Below are 21525 nucleotides of genomic sequence, written 5' to 3'. Positions count from 1 at the left end.
CTATTCCTAGCCTTTTGTTTACAATTTCGAAAAGTAAGAGATTGAATTAAAAAAGTTGAAAATAAGAAAAGTCATAACTTATTTACTAAGGAAATTAGATGAATACAAAAATACTAGAAACGTTAGAATTTAATAAGGTCAAGGCTCTATTTGAGCCACATCTTTTAACGGAACAAGGACTAGAGCAGTTAAAAGAGCTAGTCCCAACAGATAAAGCTGATAAAATTAGACAAGCCTTTGCAGAGATGAAGGAGATGCAAGAACTCTTTGTCGAGTATCCTCATTTCAGCATTTCGGGGACAAAAGATATTGCGGCTACCTGCAAACGCTTGGAGATGGGTGCTGACCTCAACATCGAGGAATTTCTCCTTCTCAAACGTGTCATCTTTGCTAGCCGTGAACTGAAAAATTTCTATGATAATCTTGAAAATGTACGCTTGGACCACTTGGCATATTGGTTTGAGAAACTTCACGACTTCCCACATCTACAAGGTAATCTCCAAGCTATCAATGAAGCAGGCTTTATCGAGAATTTTGCCAGTGAAGAATTAGCACGGATTCGCCGTAAAATCCATGATAGCGAGAGCCAAGTTCGTGATGTCTTGCAAGACCTCCTCAAACAAAAGGCTCAGATGTTAACAGAAGGCATCATCGCTAGTAGAAATGGTCGCCAGGTTCTTCCTGTCAAAAACACTTATCGTAATAAGATTGCCGGTGTGGTTCATGATATTTCTGCCAGCGGGAACACTGTCTATATCGAACCACGTGAAGTAGTCAAGCTGAGTGAAGAAATCGCTAGTCTTCGTGCAGACGAACGCTATGAGATGATGCGTATCCTTCAGGAACTCTCTGAACGAGTAAGACCGCACGCAGTTGAAATCGCAAATGATGCCTGGATTATTGGACATTTGGACTTGATTCGTGCTAAGGTTCGCTTTATCCAAGAGACTGGAGCAGTAGTTCCTCAAGTCTCTGAGGACCAGGAGATTCAACTCCTCCATGTTCGTCATCCCTTGGTGCAAAATGCTGTTGCTAATGATGTACACTTTGGTAAAGATCTAACAGCCATCGTCATCACTGGTCCCAATACGGGTGGTAAGACCATTATGCTTAAAACCTTAGGTTTGACGCAATTGATGGCTCAGTCAGGTTTGCCGATTTTGGCCGATAAGGGAAGTCGTGTAGGGATTTTTGAAGAGGTCTTTGCGGATATCGGAGACGAACAATCCATCGAACAAAGTCTTTCAACCTTCTCTAGTCACATGACTAATATTGTAGATATTCTTGGTAAGGTCAACCAAAACTCGCTTTTGCTACTGGATGAGCTTGGAGCAGGTACAGATCCCCAAGAAGGGGCTGCTCTTGCCATGTCTATCCTAGAAGACTTGCGTTTGCGTCAGGTCAAGACTATGGCAACCACTCACTATCCTGAACTCAAAGCATACGGAATTGAAACTGCCTATGTTCAAAATGCCAGCATGGAGTTTGATACAGCTAGCCTGCGCCCAACCTATCGTTTTATGCAGGGAGTTCCAGGTCGAAGCAATGCCTTTGAGATTGCTAAACGTCTAGGCTTGTCGGATGTCATTGTAGGTGACGCTAGCAAGCAGATTAATCAAGACAATGATGTCAATCGCATCATAGAGCAGTTGGAAGAGCAGACACTTGAAAGCCGCAAACGTCTTGAGAATATTCGCCAAGTCGAGCAAGAAAACCTCAAGATGAACCGCGCGCTTAAAAAACTCTACAATGAACTCAATCGTGAGAAGGAGACTGAACTCAATAAGGCGCGTGAGCAAGCTGCCGAAATCGTTGAATTGGCTCTGGCTGAAAGTGATGATATTCTTAAAAATCTTCACAGTAAATCTCAACTAAAACCACATGAAATTATCGAAGCCAAGGCCAAACTCAAGAAGTTAGCACCTGAAAAAGTTGATCTTTCTAAAAATAAGGTCCTTCAAAAGGCCAAGAAAAAACGAGCTCCAAAAGTCGGAGATGATATTATCGTTTTAAGCTATGGTCAACGAGGTACCTTGACCAATCAACTCAAGGACGGTCGTTGGGAAGCTCAGGTTGGCTTGATCAAGATGACACTTGAGGAAAAAGAGTTTGATTTGGTACAAGCTCAGCAAGAAGCACCAGTCAAGAAGAAACAAGTCAACGTTGTTAAACGGGCAGGTGGTAAAGGTCCACAGGCTCGACTAGACCTTCGTGGCAAACGCTATGAGGAGGCTATGGAAGCCTTGGATGCCTTTATCGACCAAGCCCTGCTCAACAACATGGCTCAAGTAGACATCATCCATGGTATTGGTACAGGAGTCATCCGTGAAGGAGTAACTAAATATCTCCAAAGAAACAAGCAAGTCAAGAGCTTTGGCTATGCGCCACAAAATGCAGGTGGTTCTGGAGCGACTATCGTTACCTTTAAAGGCTAACCAAGCTATAGAATGAAATGTTAAAAGAGTACCTATCAAGTGATAGGTACTCTTTTGATGAATTTATTTTAATCATTATTGTTAGTGAGTATTTTAAAAGGGGACAATCGTTTTATAGCCAAAAAAAAATTGATGAAGGCTTGTCTAGCTGAGCTTTAATTATGCTATACTGATAGTAACGTTATTTTCGGAGGTTAACATGAAGAAACTCCCCTTAGCCTTTTCAGGTTGCTTATTGGGATTAGCTGGTGCAGGAAATCTTATCTTAGATACCTTCCCATTTCTTTCTCATTTGCTTAGTTTGTCAGGCTTGATTCTATGGTTTTATTTTCTTTACAGTCATCTTAGTGATTGGCAAGAAAGTAAGCAAGAACTGAAGAAAGCGCCCGTCTTGTCAGGAATGGCGACCTTTCCCATGGCAGGGATGATTTTATCGACTTATTTGTTGCGCGTGTTACCTATGAGCTTGAGTATCATTGCGCAAGTTCTCTGGTGGTTTGCCTTTCTACTGGATGTCGGTTTAATCATTTACTTTACTATCAATTACGTTCAGGCTAAACCAAGGGCTAGTGCTACACCGACCTGGACTGTTCTTTATGTAGGAATAGCAGTAGCAAGCTTGACCTACCCCGTGGTGGGCATTGTTGGGATTGCCTATGGAGCTTGGATTTTTGGTTTTATCTTAACCCTTATCCTGTACCCTCTGATCTATAAAGATTTGAAAATAGATCCATTGCCACTGCCTTTACTAGGGCAAGAAGGGATCTATTGCGCTCCATTTTCTCTCCTATTAGCAGCACTAGTGAGAGTAGGAGGTCCAGACCTTCCTAGCTGGATTTTGCTAGTCATGATTCTTGCATCACAGGCTTTCTTTTTCTTTGTCCTTAGTCGCTTGCCGAGAATTCTAAAACAGGGATTTCAACCATCCTTTTCAGCTCTAACTTTCCCAACCATCATCACGGCAACTTCCTTGAAAATGGCCCAGGGAATCCTACAGTTTCCAACCCTTAACCTACTCGTTTGGATAGAAACTATCATTTGTTTAACAATCCTCATCTACGTATTAGTAGAATATGTGAGATATTTAAGAAAATAACAAATCCCCTAGCACTGAGAAGTGTTAGGGGGGTGTTTTTTAGAGCGATTAATAACATTCTTTTTGCTTAACTTCTTTAAAGAGTTGATAGAGAGTATAGAAGTAGACCAAACTAAAAATTATACAGATGGTTAGAAATAGGAGATATCTCCAATCCATAGAATTCGTAATTAGTTGTGGGAGAGATACGAGGATAAAGCAGAGAGATGCGTTTAAGAGGCGTATTTTTTTTGATGTGATTTTCTGAAACCTTTGTCCTTTGTTCAAGACAGGAAGGGCTAGCAGGAAGATGATCAGAAAAGGACGTGTAATATAGCCATAAACTAGGAAAAAGGTCATAAAGATACTGACCAAAATATGACTGAGAATTAAAGTTTGTAATGATTTCATATGATTCCTCCTAATAGTCGTCTTGATCTTCCTTGGCTTTTCGAATGCGAAGCCAGACGACAAGTTGCATTATTAATCCGAAAAAGAATGCTGCGAAAAGAATTGATGTGAAATGACCGAAATTGAAAAGAGAGGTGAAATAGTTCTTGCCATTATCCGTTAAGACATTGAGAAGTGGCATGCCAAAGAACATAAAAACTCCATAGACTAGACCAGCCTTAAGTCCAGGGTAGTGCAATTGTTTCTTTTCTTTACAAGTCAACATTTCAGGATCAATAGTAGTAATACCTGTTTTTTTAGTTTGAGTGGAAACATAGATAGCACAAGCCATAGAAACCAGAAAAATAATGATTGGATATCCGAAAGCGACCACTTGGGGATATTTATAAGCGAGGACAAAGGGAATGAGATTGCCAAAAACCATGAGGTAGAAGAGAACCATAAAGAGTTTATTTCCGATGCGGTCAGCCTCACGTTGTTTGTGTTCATCAAGTGGTCCAGAAATGCCGTATGTGCGTTTGATTAGTTTTTCAGTGAGAGTTTCTTTTTTCATTTTTCTTCTCCTTATTAAAATTCGTCCTCCCAAAAGAGACTGTTGAGGTCTGTTTGGAGGCTATGAGCGAGATTGAGACAGAGTTCCAGGGTAGGATTGTACTTGTCATTCTCAATCATGTTGATGGTTTGTCTAGAGACACCGATATCTTTGGCAAGTTCGAGCTGGGATATGCCCAATTCCTTGCGAAATTCTTTCACACGATTCATGCTTCCTCCTTATTTGATTATGTCACATATATTTGACTATAGTATATCTTTTAAAAAATAAAATGTCAACTATTTTTGACATATTTTTAAAAGAATCTTGGTGATAATATTTCTATGTGAAAATCTTCTACGATTTTATGCTATAATGAAGAAAAATAAGAGTGATTTGGATACCCTGAATGCTATCCAATAAAGAAAGAGCAGAAAATGAACCATAAGATTGCAATTTTATCAGACATTCATGGTAACACGACAGCCTTAGCTGGAGTGCTTGAGGACGCTAAAAAGTTGGGAGCGACTGAATATTGGCTTCTGGGAGATATTTTTCTTCCTGGGCCGGGAGCAAATGACTTGGTGGCTCTTTTGAAAGACCTTCCCATTACAGCATCTGTTCGAGGCAACTGGGATGATTGTGTGTTAGAGGCTTTAGATGGGCAATATGGTTTAGAGGATCCCCAAGAAATCCAGCTTATGCGATTGACCCAGTATCTGATGGAGCGTCTAAACCCAGAGCATATTGATTGGTTGAGAAATCTACCTATGGTAGCCAAGAAAGAAGTGGAAGGCTTGCGCTTTTCTCTTTCACATAATTTACCTGAGAAAAATTATGGTGGTGATTTGCTGGTTGAAAATGATACCGAAAAATTTGACCAGCTACTTGATGAAACTACTGATGTAGCCGTCTATGGTCATGTTCACAAGCAGTTGCTTCGTTATGGTAGCCAAGGTCAACAAATCATCAATCCAGGTTCGATTGGTATGCCTTATTTTGACTGGGTAGGGCTGAAAAATCACCGTGCCCAGTATGCCTTACTTGAGGTTGAAAATGGTGAATTAGTCAATATCCAATTTCGTAAGGTTGTTTATGACTATGAAGCAGAGCTAGAATCAGCTAAGACCAAGGGCCTTCCCTTTATCGAAATGTATGAAGAATTGCGGCGAGAGGACAACTATCAAGGCCATAATAGAGATTTGTTAGCTAGTTTAATTGAAAAGCATGGCTATGTGGAGGATGTGAAGAATTATTTTGATTTTTTGTAAGAGTTGCTTTGATTAACAGATACTAAATAAACGATTGGACTAGCCAATCGTTTTTAATATATCTTATTGTAATTGAGATTGATCTGGTAGGTAGGAACCACCGAGATAGGTTTTGCTGAGTTTTTCAAGGGTTCCGTCTTGGTAGAGTTCTTTGAGGACCTTGTCAAATTGTTCTTTAATTTCTTTTCCATCGCTTGAGAAGATAATGTAGTTATTTGGATTATCATTGCTTTCCAAGTCGACTACGTTCAAGTCTAAACCTCGGTCTTGGATAATCTTTTGAACATTTTCGATAAATTTAATATAGATTTTAAAAATAGTGAACTCAATGAGCTTTTTAGCTTCAATAATTCGGTAAATGTTTGACAATAAAATTATTTTATTTTAAAATATAGGTATCATAAAACTATTTAAAGGAGATAGTCATGAAAAAACTTCTTACTGCGGGCCTTGTGCTCTTATCAGTTGCAACTTTAGCAGCTTGTGGAAATAAATCTTCTGATTCTGCAAGTAAAGTTTCAAGCACGACTGAACAAACATCAGCTTCATCAAAAACAGATAACTCAAAGACAAACACATCTGAAGTTACTCTTCTAACAGATGAAGAAATTGACAACGCTAAAACAATTGGAGATATGAAAACTCTTTTTGGTAAGTTGATTGACAACTATAAGAAATATGTTGAAGAAATCGGTGACAAAGTTCCTGAGGCTCAAAAAGATGCTTATAAACAACAAGTGGAACCTGCTCTTAACTCACTAGAAACTTCAAGAAAGGCATTTAATGATGGCTTGTCAAGCGCAGGTTCTGACGATACAGAAATGCCTGCAGAAGCACGTACTGTTTTCCTTCAACAATTGAAGACTGCACGTGATGCTATGAAACAAGCGATTGAATCTGCAAGTAAAATTGTATCAGCGCAATAATATGAGTAAAGTAGGCGACTAATCGTCTACTTTTTCTTGTGCAGAAAGTTTTTATTATAGCTTACAACTAAATCGAAAAGCTTGTAATTCCTGGTTAAGAGATGGGATAAAGGTCTCTACTTATGAAAAATCTCTGCAAGCTCTTTCAAAATGTGGTAAAATGGAAGCAGTAGAATTAGAAAAGGAACTTGCTTATGAAATTTCTTGAGTTAAATAAAAAACGTCATGCGACAAAGCATTTTATTGATAAACCTGTTGATCCCAAGGATGTTCGTACTGCTATTGAAATCGCAACCTTGGCACCAAGCGCTCACAACAGTCAGCCTTGGAAGTTTGTTGTGGTTCGTGAGAGAAATGCTGAACTAGCAAAATTGGCTTACGGTTCAAACTTTGAGCAAGTAGCATCTGCCCCTGTAACCATTGCCTTGTTTACAGATACTGACCTAGCTAAACGAGCTCGCAAGATTGCCCGTGTTGGTGGAGCAAAGAACTTCTCAGAAGAACAACTTCAGTACTTTATGAAAAATCTTCCAGCTGAGTATGCACGTTACAATGAACAACAAGTCAGTGACTACTTGGCTCTTAATGCAGGATTAGTTGCGATGAACTTGGTCCTTGCATTGACTGACCAGGGAATTGGTTCAAACATTATCCTTGGTTTTGACAAATCAAAAGCTAATGAAGTTTTGGAAATTGAAGAACGCTTCCGTCCAGAGCTTTTGATTACAGTAGGATACACAGATGAGAAATTGGAACCAAGCTACCGCTTGCCAGTAGATGAAATTATCGAGAAAAGATAGGAAGTAAAAATGACAGTTATTGATTTTACAGCAGAAGTAGAAAAACGTAAAGAAGACCTCTTGGCTGACTTGTTTAGCCTTTTGGAAATCAACTCAGAACGTGATGACAGCAAGGCAGATGCGCAGCATCCATTTGGACCTGGTCCAGTAAAAGCCTTGGAGAAATTCCTCGAAATCGCAGACCGTGATGGCTACCCAACAAAAAATGTCGACAACTATGCAGGTCATTTCGAGTTTGGTCAAGGAGAAGAAGTTCTCGGAATCTTTGCTCACATGGACGTAGTGCCAGCAGGTAGTGGTTGGGACACGGACCCTTACACTCCAACTATCAAAGATGGTCGTCTTTATGCGCGTGGTGCTTCAGATGACAAGGGTCCTACAACGGCTTGTTACTATGGTTTGAAAATCATCAAAGAATTGGGACTTCCAACTTCTAAGAAAGTTCGCTTTATCGTCGGAACTGATGAAGAATCAGGTTGGGCAGATATGGACTACTATTTTGAACATGTAGGACTAGCAAAGCCAGACTTTGGATTCTCTCCAGATGCTGAATTCCCTATTATTAATGGTGAAAAAGGAAATATCACAGAATACCTCCACTTTGCTGGTGAAAACAAGGGTGCAGCTCGTCTTCACAGTTTCACAGGCGGTTTGCGTGAAAATATGGTGCCAGAATCAGCAACAGCAGTTGTTTCAGGGGACTTGGCTGATTTGCAAGCGAAACTAGATGCCTTTGTTGCAGAGCACAAACTTAGAGGAGACATTCAAGAAGAGAATGGTCAATACAAGGTGACTGTAATTGGTAAATCTGCTCATGGTGCTATGCCTGCTTCAGGTGTCAACGGTGCGACTTACCTTGCTCTCTTCCTCAGCCAATTTGACTTTGAAGGACCTGCAAAAGACTTCCTTGACATTGCTGGTAAGATTCTCTTAAATGACCATGAAGGCAAAAACTTGAAAGTGGCTCATGTGGATGAAAAGATGGGTGCCCTTTCTATGAATGCTGGTGTCTTCCGCTTTGATGAAACAAGTGCTGACAATACCATTGCCCTTAACTTCCGTTATCCAAAAGGAACAAGTCCAGAGCAAATCAAGTCAGTTCTTGAAACCTTGCCAGTTGCTTCAGTCAGCCTTTCTGAACATGGTCACACTCCTCACTATGTGCCAATGGAAGATCCACTCGTTCAAACCTTGTTGAATGTTTACGAAAAACAAACAGGTCTTCAAGGTCACGAACAAGTCATCGGTGGAGGAACTTTTGGACGTCTATTAGAGCGTGGTGTAGCCTACGGTGCTATGTTCCCAGATTCTATCGATACTATGCACCAGGCCAATGAATTTATCGCCTTGGACGATCTTTTCCGTGCAGCAGCCATCTACGCTGAAGCTATTTATGAATTGATCAAATAATGATCTAGAAGTCTGAGATTCTATGCTTGGACTTCTTTTTGGAGGGAAACAGATGTCTCAAATCGAAAAAATCAAGCAAGCTATCATGGCGGATCCACAGAATGCCGGCTATACCGAGCAAGGCATCGAGCCACTCTTTGCAGCACCAAAAACAGCTCGTATCAATATCATTGGGCAGGCGCCAGGTCTCAAAACCCAAGAAGCAGGGCTATACTGGAAGGATAAAAGTGGCGACCGCTTGCGAGAGTGGTTAGGTGTGGATGAGGATACCTTTTACAATTCAGGTTACTTTGCAGTCATGCCCATGGATTTCTATTTTCCGGGACATGGGAAATCTGGTGACCTGCCGCCCAGACCCAGTTTTGCAGAAAAATGGCATCCAAAACTCTTGAAAGAGTTACCTGATATTCAATTAACGCTCTTGATTGGTCAGTATGCTCAGGCTTACTATCTGCATGAGAAAGTCAGTGGCAAGGTAACAGACCGTGTGCATCGCTTTAAGGATTATTTGCCAGATTATTACCCTTTGGTGCACCCGTCACCTCGGAACCAAATCTGGATGAAAAAAAATCCTTGGTTTGAAGCAGATGTTTTGCCTGACTTGAAAGAAAGAATTCAAAAAATTCTCGGAGAAGAAAAATGAAAGAAATTACTTTTAATGATTTTTACCAACTATACCAGAAAGAGTCGCTTTCTGTATTAGATGTGAGAGAAGTAGAGGAATTTGAGACTCTTCATTTAGAAGGCGCTCGTAATTTACCTCTCAGCCAATTAGCTGATACTTATAAACAACTAGATAAGGATAATCTTTACTACGTGATTTGTAAATCAGGAATGCGTTCAGCACGCGCTTGTCAATTTTTAGCAGAACAAGGATATGAGGTTATCAATGTCCTAGGTTGCATGGATGCTTTAGAATAAGAAAAAACTCCCTTTAAGACCGAAAATAAGAAAGGTTTTAAAGGGAGTTTATTTGCTCTAAAAATCAGAAAATTGAAAACATTTTAAAATTTTTCCGAGATAGCCTTTTCAAGCCTTTAATCATGTTATACTAAGAAAGTATTTTATTTTTTATAAGGAGAGTTTATGGCTAAAAAAGGTGCATTAACAGGATTACTCCTGTTTGGAATATTTTTTGGTGCGGGTAATTTGATTTTCCCCCCTACCCTAGGTGCTCAATCTGGGGAACACTTTCTCCCTGCCATTGCAGGATTTGTACTTTCAGGTGTCGGACTTGCCGTCTTGACCTTGATCATCGGGACCTTAAATCCTAAGGGATATATCTATGAGATTTCTACAAAGATTTCCCCTTGGTTTGCAACGATTTATCTAGCAGTTTTGTACTTGTCGATTGGTCCATTCTTTGCCATTCCACGTACTGCAACAACTTCTTATGCAGTAGGGATTAGTCCCCTCTTGGCAGATGCTGACAAAGGTCTAGGCTTGATTATCTTTACCCTTATCTACTTTGTTGCAGCATTCTTAATCGCGCTTAATCCTTCAAAGATTTTGGATCGTATCGGTCGTGTTTTGACACCAGTTTTTGCCCTCTTAATTATCATCTTGGTAATTCTTGGAGCCCTCAAATATGGTGGAAATGCACCGCAAGCAGCTACAGCAGCTTATCAAGCTTCAGCATTTGGAGCAGGATTCCTTGAAGGATATAATACTCTAGATGCTCTCGCATCTGTTGCCTTTAGTGTAATCGCGGTTGAAACCTTGAAACAACTTGGATTTTCGAGTAAAAAAGAGTACATCTCAACCATTTGGGTAGTCGGAATTGTCGTAGCGCTTGGCTTTAGTGCTCTATACATCGGCCTAGGTTTCCTTGGAAATCACTTCCCGATGACAGAAGAAGCGATGAAGGGTGGAACTCCAGGGGTTTATATCTTGTCACAAGCGACCCAAGAAATCTTTGGTTCAACAGCTCAATTATTCCTAGCTGCCATGGTAACAGTAACTTGCTTCACAACGACTGTAGGTTTGATTGTTTCAACTGCTGAATTCTTTAACGGACGTTTCCCACAACTCAGCTATAAGGTTTATGCGACTGTCTTTACCTTGATTGGTTTTGCAATTGCCAACCTCGGTCTTGATGCAATCATCAAATATTCTATCCCTGTCCTAGTTATCTTGTATCCAATTACCATTGTGATTGTTATGATTGTGATTGTGAACAAGTTTGTACCACTTTCAAAACCAGGCATGCAATTGACGATGGGTCTTGTTACAGCTATTGCCGTAGCTAGTGTCTTGGGAAGTTCATTTGAAGTGACCTTCCTTGCCAATATTGTGAATGCTCTACCATTTGCTAAGGCTTCCTTACCATGGTTAGTACCAGCTATTATTGGTATTCTACTTTCTCTTGTCCTTCCAAATAAACAAGAAAGTGAAGCGTTTGAAATGGAATAAAAAAACTTGGCGTTGGCCAAGTTTTTTCTATTACTCTTAGTTCGTTTTTTCCTTATAACCGAGGTCTGTTAACATTTTCTTAGAGGCTTTAAAGCTAACGTTTTTCCCAACACCTGAGTATTCTTCTGGTAAAGCTTTTCTAAGTTCGTCAATGCTTGCAACTGAAAGATCGATTTCAAGATCTTGAACGACTTTACCATCTTTAACTTCGATTGAGAAAGTTACCCCTTTAAGTCCCTTATAGCCTTTGTAGGTTTCTTCAAGAATACTTTTTACAGCATCTGCAGTATTATTGAGTACTTCAGGATCAGCGACATTATGAGCAGTTTGTTTGACAACATTATCACCGTCAACCGTATATGTTAAGGTTGATACGACACCAGGCTGAGAATCGTTCACAAAGGTAGCAGTTTTTAATTCTGATTTCTTTTCAGTAGTGCTAGATTCAGAAGCTTTTACCTCAGTCGTTTCTGGTGTAGAAGAGCTAGAAGAAGTGGTTGTGGATTGTTTTGAACATCCCAACAAGAATGCCAAAGGTAAGGCTAAGAGAAGCGTCATTTTGAAATATCTGTTCATATTTTTTCCTTTCATCATAAGAACTTTTTTCATTATATCATAAAATACTTTTGCAATCAAAGTATATTCGATTTTCCTTTTTACACATACTAAAATGGGAAAAGTGATATAATATTAGGAAGAGGTGAAGAAATGAATCAAACTGTAGAATATATCAAAGAACTAACTGCTATCGCATCGCCAACAGGTTTTACACGTGAAATTACGAATTATTTGGTTGAGACTCTTGAAAAACTAGGTTATCAACCAATCCGTACTGCCAAAGGTGGCGTCAACGTTACTGTCAAAGGTAAAAATGACGAGCAACAGCGTTATGTGACCGCCCATGTGGATACCTTGGGAGCTATCGTTCGCGCTGTTAAACCAGATGGTCGTATTAAAATGGACCGTATTGGTGGCTACCCTTGGAATATGATTGAAGGCGAAAACTGTACAGTTCATGTGGCTAGCACAGGTAAAACGGTATCTGGAACGATTTTGATCCACCAGACTTCTTGTCATGTATACAAGGACGCTGGCACTGCTGAACGCACGCAGGACAATATGGAAGTGCGTTTGGATGAAAAAGTGACCAATGAAAAAGAAACACGCGCACTTGGTATTGAGGTTGGTGACTTTATCAGCTTTGACCCACGAACTGTCGTAACTGAGACAGGCTTTATCAAATCACGTCATTTAGATGATAAGGTCAGTGCAGCTATCCTTCTAAATCTCCTCAAGGTGTACAAGGAAGAAGGGATTGAACTTCCTGTCACTACGCATTTTGCCTTCTCGGTCTTTGAAGAAGTGGGCCATGGTGCTAACTCAAGTATCCCAAGTCAAGTTGTTGAATATCTAGCAGTAGATATGGGAGCGATGGGAGATGACCAGCAGACGGATGAGTACACAGTGTCTATCTGTGTTAAAGATGCTTCAGGTCCTTATCACTATGAATTCCGTCAACATATGGTTGCTCTAGCAAAAGAGCAGGACATTCCATTTAAACTCGATATCTATCCATTTTACGGTTCGGATGCTTCTGCAGCCATGTCAGCTGGAGCAGAAGTCAAACACGCTCTTCTAGGAGCGGGTATCGAGTCTAGTCACTCTTATGAGCGAACTCATATTGATTCTGTAGTTGCTACTGAGCGTATGGTGGACGCTTACCTCAAGAGTGGATTGGTAGACTAAGATGTGCTTGATTTGCCAACGAATTGAATTGATTAAGGCAGGGGAAAATCCCTACTTTGTCAAGGAATTAGAAACAGGCTATGTTGTCATTGGAGATCACCAGTATTTTGAAGGTTACACTCTATTCTTAGCTAAGGAACATGTCACAGAACTACACCAACTAGATCCAAACGTTAAACTTCGCTTTCTAGAGGAAATGAGCCTAGTTCAGGAAGCTGTCTCTAAGGCTTTTTCTGCTCAAAAGATGAATGTAAAGTTATTGGGAAATGGAGATTCACATGCCCACTGGCATATTTTTCCAAGACGAGAGGGTGATATGAAGGGACACGGTCTTAATGGTCGTGGTCCAGTTTGGTGGGTTCCTTGGGAAGAAATGGTCGCTGAAGAATATCAGGTTAAGGGAATCAAATTAGAAGGTTTGGTTGAAAGCTTATCTGAAACTTTGGACCAAATGATAGAAATGAAAGGATAAACAATGAAAAAAAGATACCTTGTATTATCAGGATTGCTAGCCTTGACATTGGCAGCTTGTTCGCAAGAAAAGCCAGCGACTTCAGAAACGCAGACTTCAACTGAAGAAAAAACCGTCCAAGAAGGGACTGTCGGTAGTAAATCTCAGGAAGCAAGCCAGAAAAAGGCAGAAGTAGTTAATAAGGGAGATTACTATAGCGTTCAAGGGAAGTACGATGAGATTGTTATCGCTAATAAGCATTATCCCTTGTCTAAAGACTATAATCCTGGAGAAAATCCTACAGCAAAGGCTGAGTTGTTGAAGCTTATTGCTGCTATGCAGGAAGCAGGTTTCCCAATCAGCGACCACTATAGTGGTTTCAGAAGTTATGAAACTCAAACTCAACTTTATCAGGACTATGTCAACAAAGACGGAAAGGCAGAGGCTGACCGCTATTCTGCACGACCTGGATATAGTGAACACCAAACTGGACTAGCATTTGACCTTATCGGCACAAATGGAAACTTAGTGACAGAAGAAAAGGCTGCCCAATGGCTATTGGACCATGCTGCAGACTATGGTTTTGTCGTTCGTTACCTCAAAGGTAAGGAAAAGGAGACGGGTTATATGGCTGAGGAATGGCACCTTCGCTATGTTGGTAAAGAAGCCAAAGAAATTGCAGCAAGTGGCCTCAGTTTGGAAGAGTATTACGGCTTTGAAGGTGGGGACTATGTTGATTAGTCGCAAAACATCTTGCAAGATTACTTAAAATTTGATAAAATGAATAATAATTAAATAGGAATCTGCAAGACTAGTATCTCAGGGGAAGTATATCAGGGAGGAGAGCCGTGACTGAAAGCTCTCTATATGAAATCTGGGTGAATTCACTTGCTTATGGATTCAGAAATAAAGGTCTGACTTGTCAGATGAAAACGGATGGTACCGCGTGTCAACGCTCCGAGTGGGGTTTTTGACATGTGGTTTTCTTTTTATCTTACGAGTGACTGGTGGAGGAATTATGTCAACTATTGAAGAACAATTAAAAGCGCTTCGTGAAGAAACGCTAGCTAGCTTGAAGCAGATTACTGCTGAAAATGAAAAAGAGATGCAAGAATTGCGTGTCTCAGTCCTTGGAAAAAAAGGGTCACTGACTGAAATCCTTAAAGGGATGAAGGACGTATCAGCTAAAATGCGACCAGTTATTGGAAAACACGTAAATGAGGCTCGTGATGTCTTAACAGCTGCTTTTGAAGAAACGGCTAAGCTCTTGGAAGAAAAGAAAGTAGAAGCTCAACTAGCAAGTGAGAGCATCGATGTGACACTTCCAGGTCGTCCAGTTGCGACTGGTCACCGTCACGTCCTCACACAAACTAGTGAAGAAATCGAAGATATCTTCATCGGTATGGGTTACCAAGTCGTGGATGGATTTGAAGTGGAGCAAGACTACTACAACTTCGAACGTATGAACCTTCCAAAAGACCACCCAGCCCGTGATATGCAGGATACTTTCTACATCACAGAAGAAATCTTGCTTCGTACTCACACGTCTCCAGTTCAGGCGCGTGCTATGGATGCCCATGATTTTTCAAAAGGTCCTTTGAAGATGATTTCACCAGGACGTGTATTCCGTCGTGATACGGATGATGCAACCCACAGTCACCAGTTCCACCAAATCGAAGGTTTGGTTGTTGGGAAAAATATCTCTATGGCTGACCTTCAAGGAACCCTCCAGTTGATTGTACAAAAAATGTTTGGTGAAGAGCGTCAAATTCGTTTACGCCCATCTTATTTCCCATTCACTGAGCCATCTGTTGAGGTGGATGTTTCATGCTTCAAGTGTGGAGGAGCCGGCTGTAACGTATGTAAGAAAACAGGTTGGATCGAGATTATGGGTGCCGGTATGGTTCACCCACGTGTCCTTGAGATGAGTGGTATCGATGCAACTGTTTACTCTGGTTTTGCCTTTGGTCTTGGTCAAGAGCGTGTAGCTATGCTTCGTTACGGAATCAATGATATCCGTGGATTCTACCAAGGGGATGTCCGCTTCTCAGAACAGTTTAAATAAGATTGAAACGCGAGGATATTTTATGATTTCGGAACAAAACTATAACAAACTTTTAGAGAAGTTTGGTGATATATCTTCATTTGCGATTTATAAAGAATCTAAAAATAATGATAAAGCAACATCTGAAAATATATCCTATGAAGAAGCTATTGAAAATCATCAAAAAGACTGCATAAATCCTTCAAATATAATACTTATGGTAAACCCCTCTGCTAAAAGAGAACAATCTCCTGATAGTAATTTTTCTTCATTTCATCATTCAAATATTAATGATCGTCATTTAAGATTTTTAACTATGAAAACAAGTACATTTTGGAGAAATCTATACGGATCATATGTAACTGATCTATTTTCTGATGTTGTTGAATCTGTAATGAATAATTTAATTTCTGCAGTAAAGGATGATAATAAAAAGGACTACAGAAAACAATCATATAAAAAATTAATCGAACAATTAGAAATATTGTCCCAGGATTCAAAAGAAGATAAATTAAATATATATGTTTGTGGTGCTTTGTCGAAGAGTAAGCGTAAAGATTTTATTTTTTTTATAGAAGAATTAATAGAAGAAGTTTCAGAAAACTCAGATTTAAACGTTGAGCTTAGTTTTTATGCTGTTTATCATCCTGGTTATCAAAATTTAAAAAAATTAATTCAAGGTGGTTGTGAAAAAATAGTTGAGCATTCTATGAAGGTTAAATGAGATAGTTCTTAATTGGGAAATTAAGTTTTACTATTTAAATGTAACTTTATAGAAAGAGTTTGTTCACAGAGTTGTGGCTAAAAACTTTTATTCTATAGAGATGGTAAGAGATAAGAGCTCTTCCTAAGACAGCCTCGAGCTGGAAAACACAAAATGAAAGGATCTAAACTAGGGCTTAAAGACATCTAGGAAAGTCATCTAGATTTCAGTTTGGCCCTTGGTATCTTACATATGTTAGTTAGTTATAAATGGTTAAAAGAATTGGTGGACATTGATGTGCCATCACAAGAGTTGGCTGAAAAAATGTCAACCACAGGGATCGAAGTAGAAGGTGTGGAATCACCAGCTACTGGTCTCTCAAAAATTGTTGTCGGTGAGGTCTTGTCTTGTGAAGATGTGCCAGAAACACACTTGCATGTCTGCCAAGTCAATGTAGGTAAAGAAGAAGCCCGTCAAATCGTCTGTGGAGCACCAAATGTGCGCGCTGGCATCAAGGTCATGGTGGCTCTTCCAGGTGCTCGCATCGCGGACAACTACAAGATCAAAAAAGGGAAAATCCGTGGTTTGGAATCTCTCGGAATGATCTGCTCACTTGGTGAATTAGGGATTTCTGACTCCGTTGTACCGAAAGAATTTGCAGATGGGATCCAAATCTTGCCAGCAACTGCTGTTCCAGGTGAGGAAGTCTTCTCCTATCTAGACTTGGATGATGAAATCATCGAGCTTTCCATCACTCCAAACCGTGCAGATGCTCTTTCTATGCGTGGAGTGGCGTATGAAGTAGCCGCTATCTATGACAAGGCAGTCAACTTTAAAGACTTTACTTTGACTGAAACTGATCAAGCTGCAACTGATGCTCTTTCTGTCAGCATTGACACAGACAAGGCGCCTTATTATGCAACTCGTATCTTGGACAATGTGACCATCGCACCAAGTCCACAATGGTTGCAAAACCTCCTCATGAACGAGGGCATCCGTCCGATTAATAATGTCGTCGACGTGACCAACTATATCTTGCTTTACTTTGGTCAACCAATGCATGCCTTTGACTTGGATACCTTTGAAGGGACTGACATCCGTGTGCGTGAAGCGCGTGCTGGTGAAAAATTAGTAACCTTGGATGGTGAAGAGCGTGAGTTAGAAATAAATGACCTCGTAATCACTGTCGCTGATAAACCAGTAGCCCTTGCAGGTGTTATGGGTGGTCAAGCTACAGAAATCTCTGAAAAATCTAGTCGTGTCGTCCTTGAAGCTGCTGTTTTCAATGGCAAATCTATCCGTAAGACTAGTGGTCGCCTCAACCTTCGTTCAGAATCTTCTTCTCGCTTTGAAAAAGGCATCAACGTGGCAACTGTCAATGAAGCCCTTGATGCGGCAGCGAGCATGATTGCAGAGCTTTCAGGAGCAACTGTTCGTAAGGGGATCGTTTCAGCAGGTGAGCTTGACACTTCTGATGTGGAAGTTTCTTCAACTCTTGTTGACGTCAACCGTGTCCTCGGTACAGAGCTTTCCTACGCCGATGTAGAAGATGTCTTCCGTCGTCTTGGATTTGGCCTTTCTGGAAATGCTGACAGCTTCACAGTAAGAGTTCCACGTCGCCGTTGGGATATCACTATCGAAGCGGATCTCTTTGAAGAAATCGCTCGTATCTACGGTTATGACCGCTTGCCAACTAGTCTTCCAAAAGACGATGGGACAGCAGGTGAGTTAACAGCGACACAAAAACTCCGTCGTCAAGTTCGGACTATTGCTGAAGGGGCTGGATTGACTGAAATCATCACCTACGCTCTTACAACTCCTGAAAAAGCGGTTGAGTTTACGATTCAGCCAAGTCATTTAACAGAGCTCATGTGGCCAATGACCGTGGATCGTTCGGTCCTCCGTCAAAATATGGTTTCTGGTATCCTTGATACAGTTGCCTACAACGTAGCGCGTAAGAACAAAAACTTGGCTCTTTATGAGATTGGAAAAGTCTTCGAGCAAACTGGTAATCCAAAAGAAGAATTGCCAAACGAAATCAATAGCTTTGCCTTTGCCTTGACTGGCTTAGTTGCTGAAAAAGACTTCCAAACAGCAGCAGTTCCTGTTGACTTCTTCTATGCTAAGGGAATTTTGGAAGCCCTCTTTGCTCGCTTGGGTCTTGAAGTGACTTATACAGCAACCTCTGAAATTGCTAGTCTTCATCCAGGACGTACAGCCTTGATCTCACTCGGTGACCAAGTCCTTGGTTTCCTCGGTCAAGTACATCCTGTTACAGCTAAGGCTTACGATATTCCAGAAACGTATGTAGCAGAGCTCAACCTTTCAGCTATTGAGACAGCTCTTAAACCAGCCGCTCCATTTGTGGAAATCACTAAATTCCCAGCAGTTAGCCGTGATATTGCTCTTCTTCTCAAAGCAGAAGTGACTCACCAAGATGTAGTTGATGCTATCAAATCTGCGGGCGTGAAACGTTTGACAGACATCAAACTCTTTGACGTATTCTCAGGTGAAAAACTAGGACTTGGTATGAAGTCAATGGCCTACAGCTTGACCTTCCAAAATCCAGAAGATAGCTTGACCGACGAAGAAGTCGCACGCTATATGGAAAAAATCCAAGCATCACTCGAAGAAAAAGTGCATGCAGAAGTGCGTTAAAAGTCTAAAATCCATCCCTAGGGGTGGATTTTTTATCTTTGCAAATGCCGAATATTGGAAAGATAAATAAATGTAAATTTTATTATTTTTGGTATGAAAAAACCCAAGCAAATTCTACTAATAAAAATGTACATAAATCCTTGTAATGCCCCAAAAAAGGAGTATAATGAGGATAAGATTAGTAGGAGGTGGATTATGTTAGAAGTCCGCAATCTTGAAAAAAATTTTGGTCCCAAACAAGTCTTGTTTGGAGTTGACTTTCAAGCTCAGCCTGGAAGAATTTTAGGTCTAGTTGGGAAAAATGGAGCTGGGAAAACAACCATTTTTCATAGTATTTTGAAATTTTTAGAATATCAGGGCGAGATTCAGTTTGATGGTCAGGAAATTCGTCAGGAAACCTATGCTCGGATTGGCTATCTACCCGAAGAACGTAGTCTCATGCCTAAATTGACAGTTCTTGAACAAGTACGCTATCTTGCAACCTTAAAAGGCATGGATGCCAAAGAAGTCAAAGAAAAACTCCCTCAATGGATGGAAAAACTGGAAGTCAAGGGGAAACTGACAGACAAGATTAAGAGTCTCTCAAAAGGGAATCAACAAAAGATTCAGCTAATCATTACTTTAATGCATGAACCAGATTTGATTATCCTAGATGAACCTTTTAGTGGTCTGGATCCAGTCAATACCGAATTGCTCAAGCAGGTTATCCTCAAAGAAAAAGAACGTGGTGCAACCATTATCTTTTCAGACCACGTCATGACCAATGTCGAAGAGCTATGTGATGATATTCTTATGATTCGTGATGGGCGTGTCGTCTTGCATGGACCAGTCCAAGATGTTCGTAATCAATACGGCAAAACGCGACTCTTTGTCGCAAGTGAAAAGAGTCAGGAAGACTTGGAAAAACTCCCACATGTCATTCATGCTAGCTTGACCAAGCAGGGAATTTGGAAGCTCATCCTAGATGATGAAAATGCTGGACAGGAGCTCTTTGCTATCTTGACTCAAGGACACTATATCGCGACCTTTGATCAGCAAGCTCCGACAATTGATGAAATCTTTAAACTAGAATCAGGGGTGGAAGTATGAGAAATATGTTGGTTGTAATCAAAGAAACCTATCTACGTCATGTCAAATCCTGGAGTTTCTTCTTTATGGTAATCTCGCCATTTCTCTTTATCGGGTTATCTGGAGGAATTGGGTATCTCCAAGGTTCTTCTCTAGCTCAAAATAATAAGGTAGCAGTGGTTAGTTCGATACCTGCTGTAACAGAGGGGCTCAAGTCGACCAATGGCATTAACTTTGACTATAAGGATGAAGCAAGTGCCCAAGAAGCCATCAAGGATGAGAAAATAAAAGGTTATCTGACTATTAATCAAGAAGATAGTGTGTTAAAGGCGGTCTATCATGGAGAGACTTCACTAGAGAGTGGTATTAAATTAGCTGTGACTGCTAAGTTGAATGAACTTCAATCCCAACTCAACCGTTCAGAAGCAAATTTGTCTCAGGAACAGGAACAACACTTGGCGCAAACGATTCAATTCTCAGAGCAGATTGATGAAGCTAAGGAAAATAAAAAAATGGTCCAAACCTATGCGGCTGCAGGACTAGGCTTCTTCCTCTATATGATTTTGATTACTTATGCTAGTGTCACCGCTCAAGAAGTAGCCAGTGAAAAAGGTACAAAAATCATGGAAGTGGTCTTCTCAAGTATTCGAGCTAGCCATTACTTTTACGCACGTATGATTGCTTTACTTCTTGTCATTTTGACCCATATTGGCATTTACGTCATTGGAGGATTTGGAGCTCTCTTATTCTTTAAAGATATGCCCTTATTAGCAAATTCAGGTGTTTTAAACCACTTGGGAGAAGCCTTTTCGGTCAATACCTTGTTATTTGTCTTGGTCAGTCTCTTTATGTATGTGGTCTTGGCTGCCTTTCTGGGCTCAATGGTTTCTCGACCTGAAGACTCTGGTAAAGCCTTGTCGCCTTTGATGCTTTTAATTATGGTAGGTTTTATTGGGGTAACCGCCTTAGGAACTTCTGGCGATAATTTGGTTTTGAGGATTGGCTCATATATCCCATTCATTTCTACCTTCTTTATGCCTTTCAGAGCTATTAATGGTTATGCAAATAGTATCGAGGCTTGGATTTCTCTTGCGATAACAGTTGTATTTGCTGTGACTGCAACAGCCTTTATCGGACGTATGTATGCCAGCCTAGTCCTTCAAACGGATGATTTAGGCATCTGGAAAACCTTCAAACGAGCTTTAAGCTATCACTAAAAGAGACACCTTCAGTGAATACTGGAGGTGTTTTTGCTTTACGAATTCATTGCTGTCTGGTCTTCTTTACTTTATAATGAAAGAAGAATGAAAAGGAGGCGGCCATGAACTATATGGATGTTGCTGAAAATGAGCATTTGTTAATCATTGTCCTTAGGATGATGCTGATCATCCAGATGAGTGAAGATGAGGTGGAGGCGGCCTTGTCGATTGGCATCAACACCTTGACCTAACGGATATCTATGGCTATGGCCAGTGTGAGGTCCTGCTGGGTAAAGTTTTCAAGCACTGTTCTAATCTTAGGGACCAGATTTAGTAGACCAGATTTCACTTGTATCAGTTAGCTGGCTTTTTTGTTCTATGCTT

The 21525-nt window shown here is 40.5% G+C and carries 22 protein-coding genes and 1 pseudogene; 18 read left to right on the top strand and 5 right to left on the bottom strand.

The genetic code is table 11. From position 1 onward, the window contains the following. Window positions 1–98: 98 nt before the first annotated feature. Window positions 99–2435 (top strand): endonuclease MutS2, encoded by a 2337-nt coding sequence (locus tag ACVAMZ_RS07180; protein ID WP_461684467.1) that lies wholly within the window; start codon window positions 99–101, stop codon window positions 2433–2435. Between the two features lie 199 nt (window positions 2436–2634). Then, window positions 2635–3531 carry a TDT family transporter gene (locus tag ACVAMZ_RS07175; protein ID WP_461684466.1) on the top strand — a complete coding sequence of 299 codons (897 nt, stop codon included), beginning with the start codon at window positions 2635–2637 and terminating at the stop codon, window positions 3529–3531. Between the two features lie 48 nt (window positions 3532–3579). On the opposite strand, the gene ACVAMZ_RS07170 is transcribed toward ACVAMZ_RS07175, so the two are convergent. From ACVAMZ_RS07170 to ACVAMZ_RS07160, 3 genes are read right to left on the bottom strand one after another with little or no spacing between them, the layout of a single operon-like run. Then, window positions 3580–3921, bottom strand: coding sequence for a hypothetical protein (locus tag ACVAMZ_RS07170; RefSeq protein WP_178895355.1), 342 nt, complete (start codon window positions 3919–3921; stop codon window positions 3580–3582). Window positions 3922–3931: 10 nt separating this feature from the next. Next, on the bottom strand, window positions 3932–4474 hold the full coding sequence (locus tag ACVAMZ_RS07165) for a DUF3278 domain-containing protein (RefSeq protein WP_461684465.1): 543 nt from the start codon (window positions 4472–4474) through the stop codon (window positions 3932–3934). 14 nt (window positions 4475–4488) lie between these two features. Further along, window positions 4489–4683 carry a helix-turn-helix transcriptional regulator gene (locus tag ACVAMZ_RS07160; protein WP_178895353.1) on the bottom strand — a complete coding sequence of 65 codons (195 nt, stop codon included), beginning with the start codon at window positions 4681–4683 and terminating at the stop codon, window positions 4489–4491. 207 nt (window positions 4684–4890) lie between these two features. Between ACVAMZ_RS07160 and ACVAMZ_RS07155 the strand changes: the two genes are divergently transcribed. Next, entirely contained in the window at window positions 4891–5724 is an 834-nt protein-coding gene (locus ACVAMZ_RS07155) for a metallophosphoesterase family protein (protein ID WP_178895352.1), read from the top strand. A gap of 63 nt (window positions 5725–5787) precedes the next feature. Here the strand turns inward: ACVAMZ_RS07155 and ACVAMZ_RS07150 are convergent. Further along, window positions 5788–6012 (bottom strand): annotated as a pseudogene (locus tag ACVAMZ_RS07150) (amino acid ABC transporter substrate-binding protein); the annotation flags it as partial. Window positions 6013–6149: 137 nt separating this feature from the next. On the opposite strand from ACVAMZ_RS07150, the gene ACVAMZ_RS07145 reads away from it, so the two are divergent. From ACVAMZ_RS07145 to brnQ, 6 genes are all read left to right on the top strand, one after another. Next, window positions 6150–6650 carry a hypothetical protein gene (locus ACVAMZ_RS07145; protein WP_178895351.1) on the top strand — a complete coding sequence of 167 codons (501 nt, stop codon included), beginning with the start codon at window positions 6150–6152 and terminating at the stop codon, window positions 6648–6650. A 194-nt stretch (window positions 6651–6844) separates the two neighbouring features. Further along, on the top strand, window positions 6845–7450 hold the full coding sequence (locus ACVAMZ_RS07140; RefSeq protein WP_045614292.1) for a nitroreductase family protein: 606 nt from the start codon (window positions 6845–6847) through the stop codon (window positions 7448–7450). Between the two features lie 9 nt (window positions 7451–7459). Further along, a complete protein-coding gene (pepV, locus tag ACVAMZ_RS07135; RefSeq protein ID WP_461684464.1) occupies window positions 7460–8860 on the top strand; it encodes a dipeptidase PepV in 1401 nt (466 codons plus the stop codon). A gap of 52 nt (window positions 8861–8912) precedes the next feature. Beyond that, window positions 8913–9503, top strand: a complete 591-nt coding sequence (locus tag ACVAMZ_RS07130; protein ID WP_461684463.1) for a uracil-DNA glycosylase family protein — start codon at window positions 8913–8915, stop codon at window positions 9501–9503. After that, on the top strand, window positions 9500–9781 hold the full coding sequence (locus ACVAMZ_RS07125; protein WP_461684462.1) for a rhodanese-like domain-containing protein: 282 nt from the start codon (window positions 9500–9502) through the stop codon (window positions 9779–9781). Before ACVAMZ_RS07130 ends, ACVAMZ_RS07125 begins: the two co-directional genes overlap by 4 nt. 165 nt (window positions 9782–9946) lie before the next feature. Beyond that, window positions 9947–11272: a branched-chain amino acid transport system II carrier protein gene (gene brnQ, locus ACVAMZ_RS07120; RefSeq protein WP_461684461.1), complete on the top strand. Its 1326-nt coding sequence runs from the start codon at window positions 9947–9949 to the stop codon at window positions 11270–11272. A gap of 36 nt (window positions 11273–11308) precedes the next feature. Here brnQ and ACVAMZ_RS07115 read toward each other — a convergent pair whose 3' ends face one another. Further along, entirely contained in the window at window positions 11309–11848 is a 540-nt protein-coding gene (locus ACVAMZ_RS07115; RefSeq protein ID WP_461684460.1) for a DUF1307 domain-containing protein, read from the bottom strand. Window positions 11849–11980: 132 nt separating this feature from the next. Between ACVAMZ_RS07115 and ACVAMZ_RS07110 the strand changes: the two genes are divergently transcribed. The 9 genes from ACVAMZ_RS07110 to ACVAMZ_RS07070 all read left to right on the top strand — a co-directional run bounded on the left by ACVAMZ_RS07110 (window position 11981) and on the right by ACVAMZ_RS07070 (window position 21392). Then, window positions 11981–13018: a M42 family metallopeptidase gene (locus tag ACVAMZ_RS07110; RefSeq protein ID WP_461684459.1), complete on the top strand. Its 1038-nt coding sequence runs from the start codon at window positions 11981–11983 to the stop codon at window positions 13016–13018. Window position 13019: 1 nt separating this feature from the next. After that, window positions 13020–13490 (top strand): HIT family protein, encoded by a 471-nt coding sequence (locus ACVAMZ_RS07105; RefSeq protein ID WP_461684458.1) that lies wholly within the window; start codon window positions 13020–13022, stop codon window positions 13488–13490. 3 nt (window positions 13491–13493) lie between these two features. Beyond that, window positions 13494–14210 (top strand): LD-carboxypeptidase LdcB/DacB, encoded by a 717-nt coding sequence (gene ldcB / locus ACVAMZ_RS07100; RefSeq protein ID WP_461684457.1) that lies wholly within the window; start codon window positions 13494–13496, stop codon window positions 14208–14210. 277 nt (window positions 14211–14487) lie between these two features. Continuing rightward, on the top strand, window positions 14488–15534 hold the full coding sequence (pheS, locus tag ACVAMZ_RS07095; RefSeq protein WP_461684456.1) for a phenylalanine--tRNA ligase subunit alpha: 1047 nt from the start codon (window positions 14488–14490) through the stop codon (window positions 15532–15534). Between the two features lie 22 nt (window positions 15535–15556). Further along, window positions 15557–16237: a hypothetical protein gene (locus tag ACVAMZ_RS07090; protein WP_414314258.1), complete on the top strand. Its 681-nt coding sequence runs from the start codon at window positions 15557–15559 to the stop codon at window positions 16235–16237. A 231-nt stretch (window positions 16238–16468) separates the two neighbouring features. Next, window positions 16469–18874, top strand: coding sequence for a phenylalanine--tRNA ligase subunit beta (gene pheT / locus ACVAMZ_RS07085; protein ID WP_414272609.1), 2406 nt, complete (start codon window positions 16469–16471; stop codon window positions 18872–18874). 195 nt (window positions 18875–19069) lie between these two features. Next, a complete protein-coding gene (locus tag ACVAMZ_RS07080; RefSeq protein ID WP_414272608.1) occupies window positions 19070–19963 on the top strand; it encodes an ABC transporter ATP-binding protein in 894 nt (297 codons plus the stop codon). Beyond that, complete coding sequence (locus ACVAMZ_RS07075) at window positions 19960–21159, top strand: ABC transporter permease (protein WP_461684455.1); 1200 nt, start codon at window positions 19960–19962, stop codon at window positions 21157–21159. Before ACVAMZ_RS07080 ends, ACVAMZ_RS07075 begins: the two co-directional genes overlap by 4 nt. A 104-nt stretch (window positions 21160–21263) precedes the next feature. Next, on the top strand, window positions 21264–21392 hold the full coding sequence (locus tag ACVAMZ_RS07070) for a hypothetical protein (protein WP_006155734.1): 129 nt from the start codon (window positions 21264–21266) through the stop codon (window positions 21390–21392). Window positions 21393–21525 lie beyond the last annotated feature (133 nt).

The organism is Streptococcus sp. KHUD_017 (genome assembly GCF_054861245.1).
Note: the sequence above shows the minus strand (reverse complement) of the source record. Positions and strands in the feature narration are given on the sequence as shown.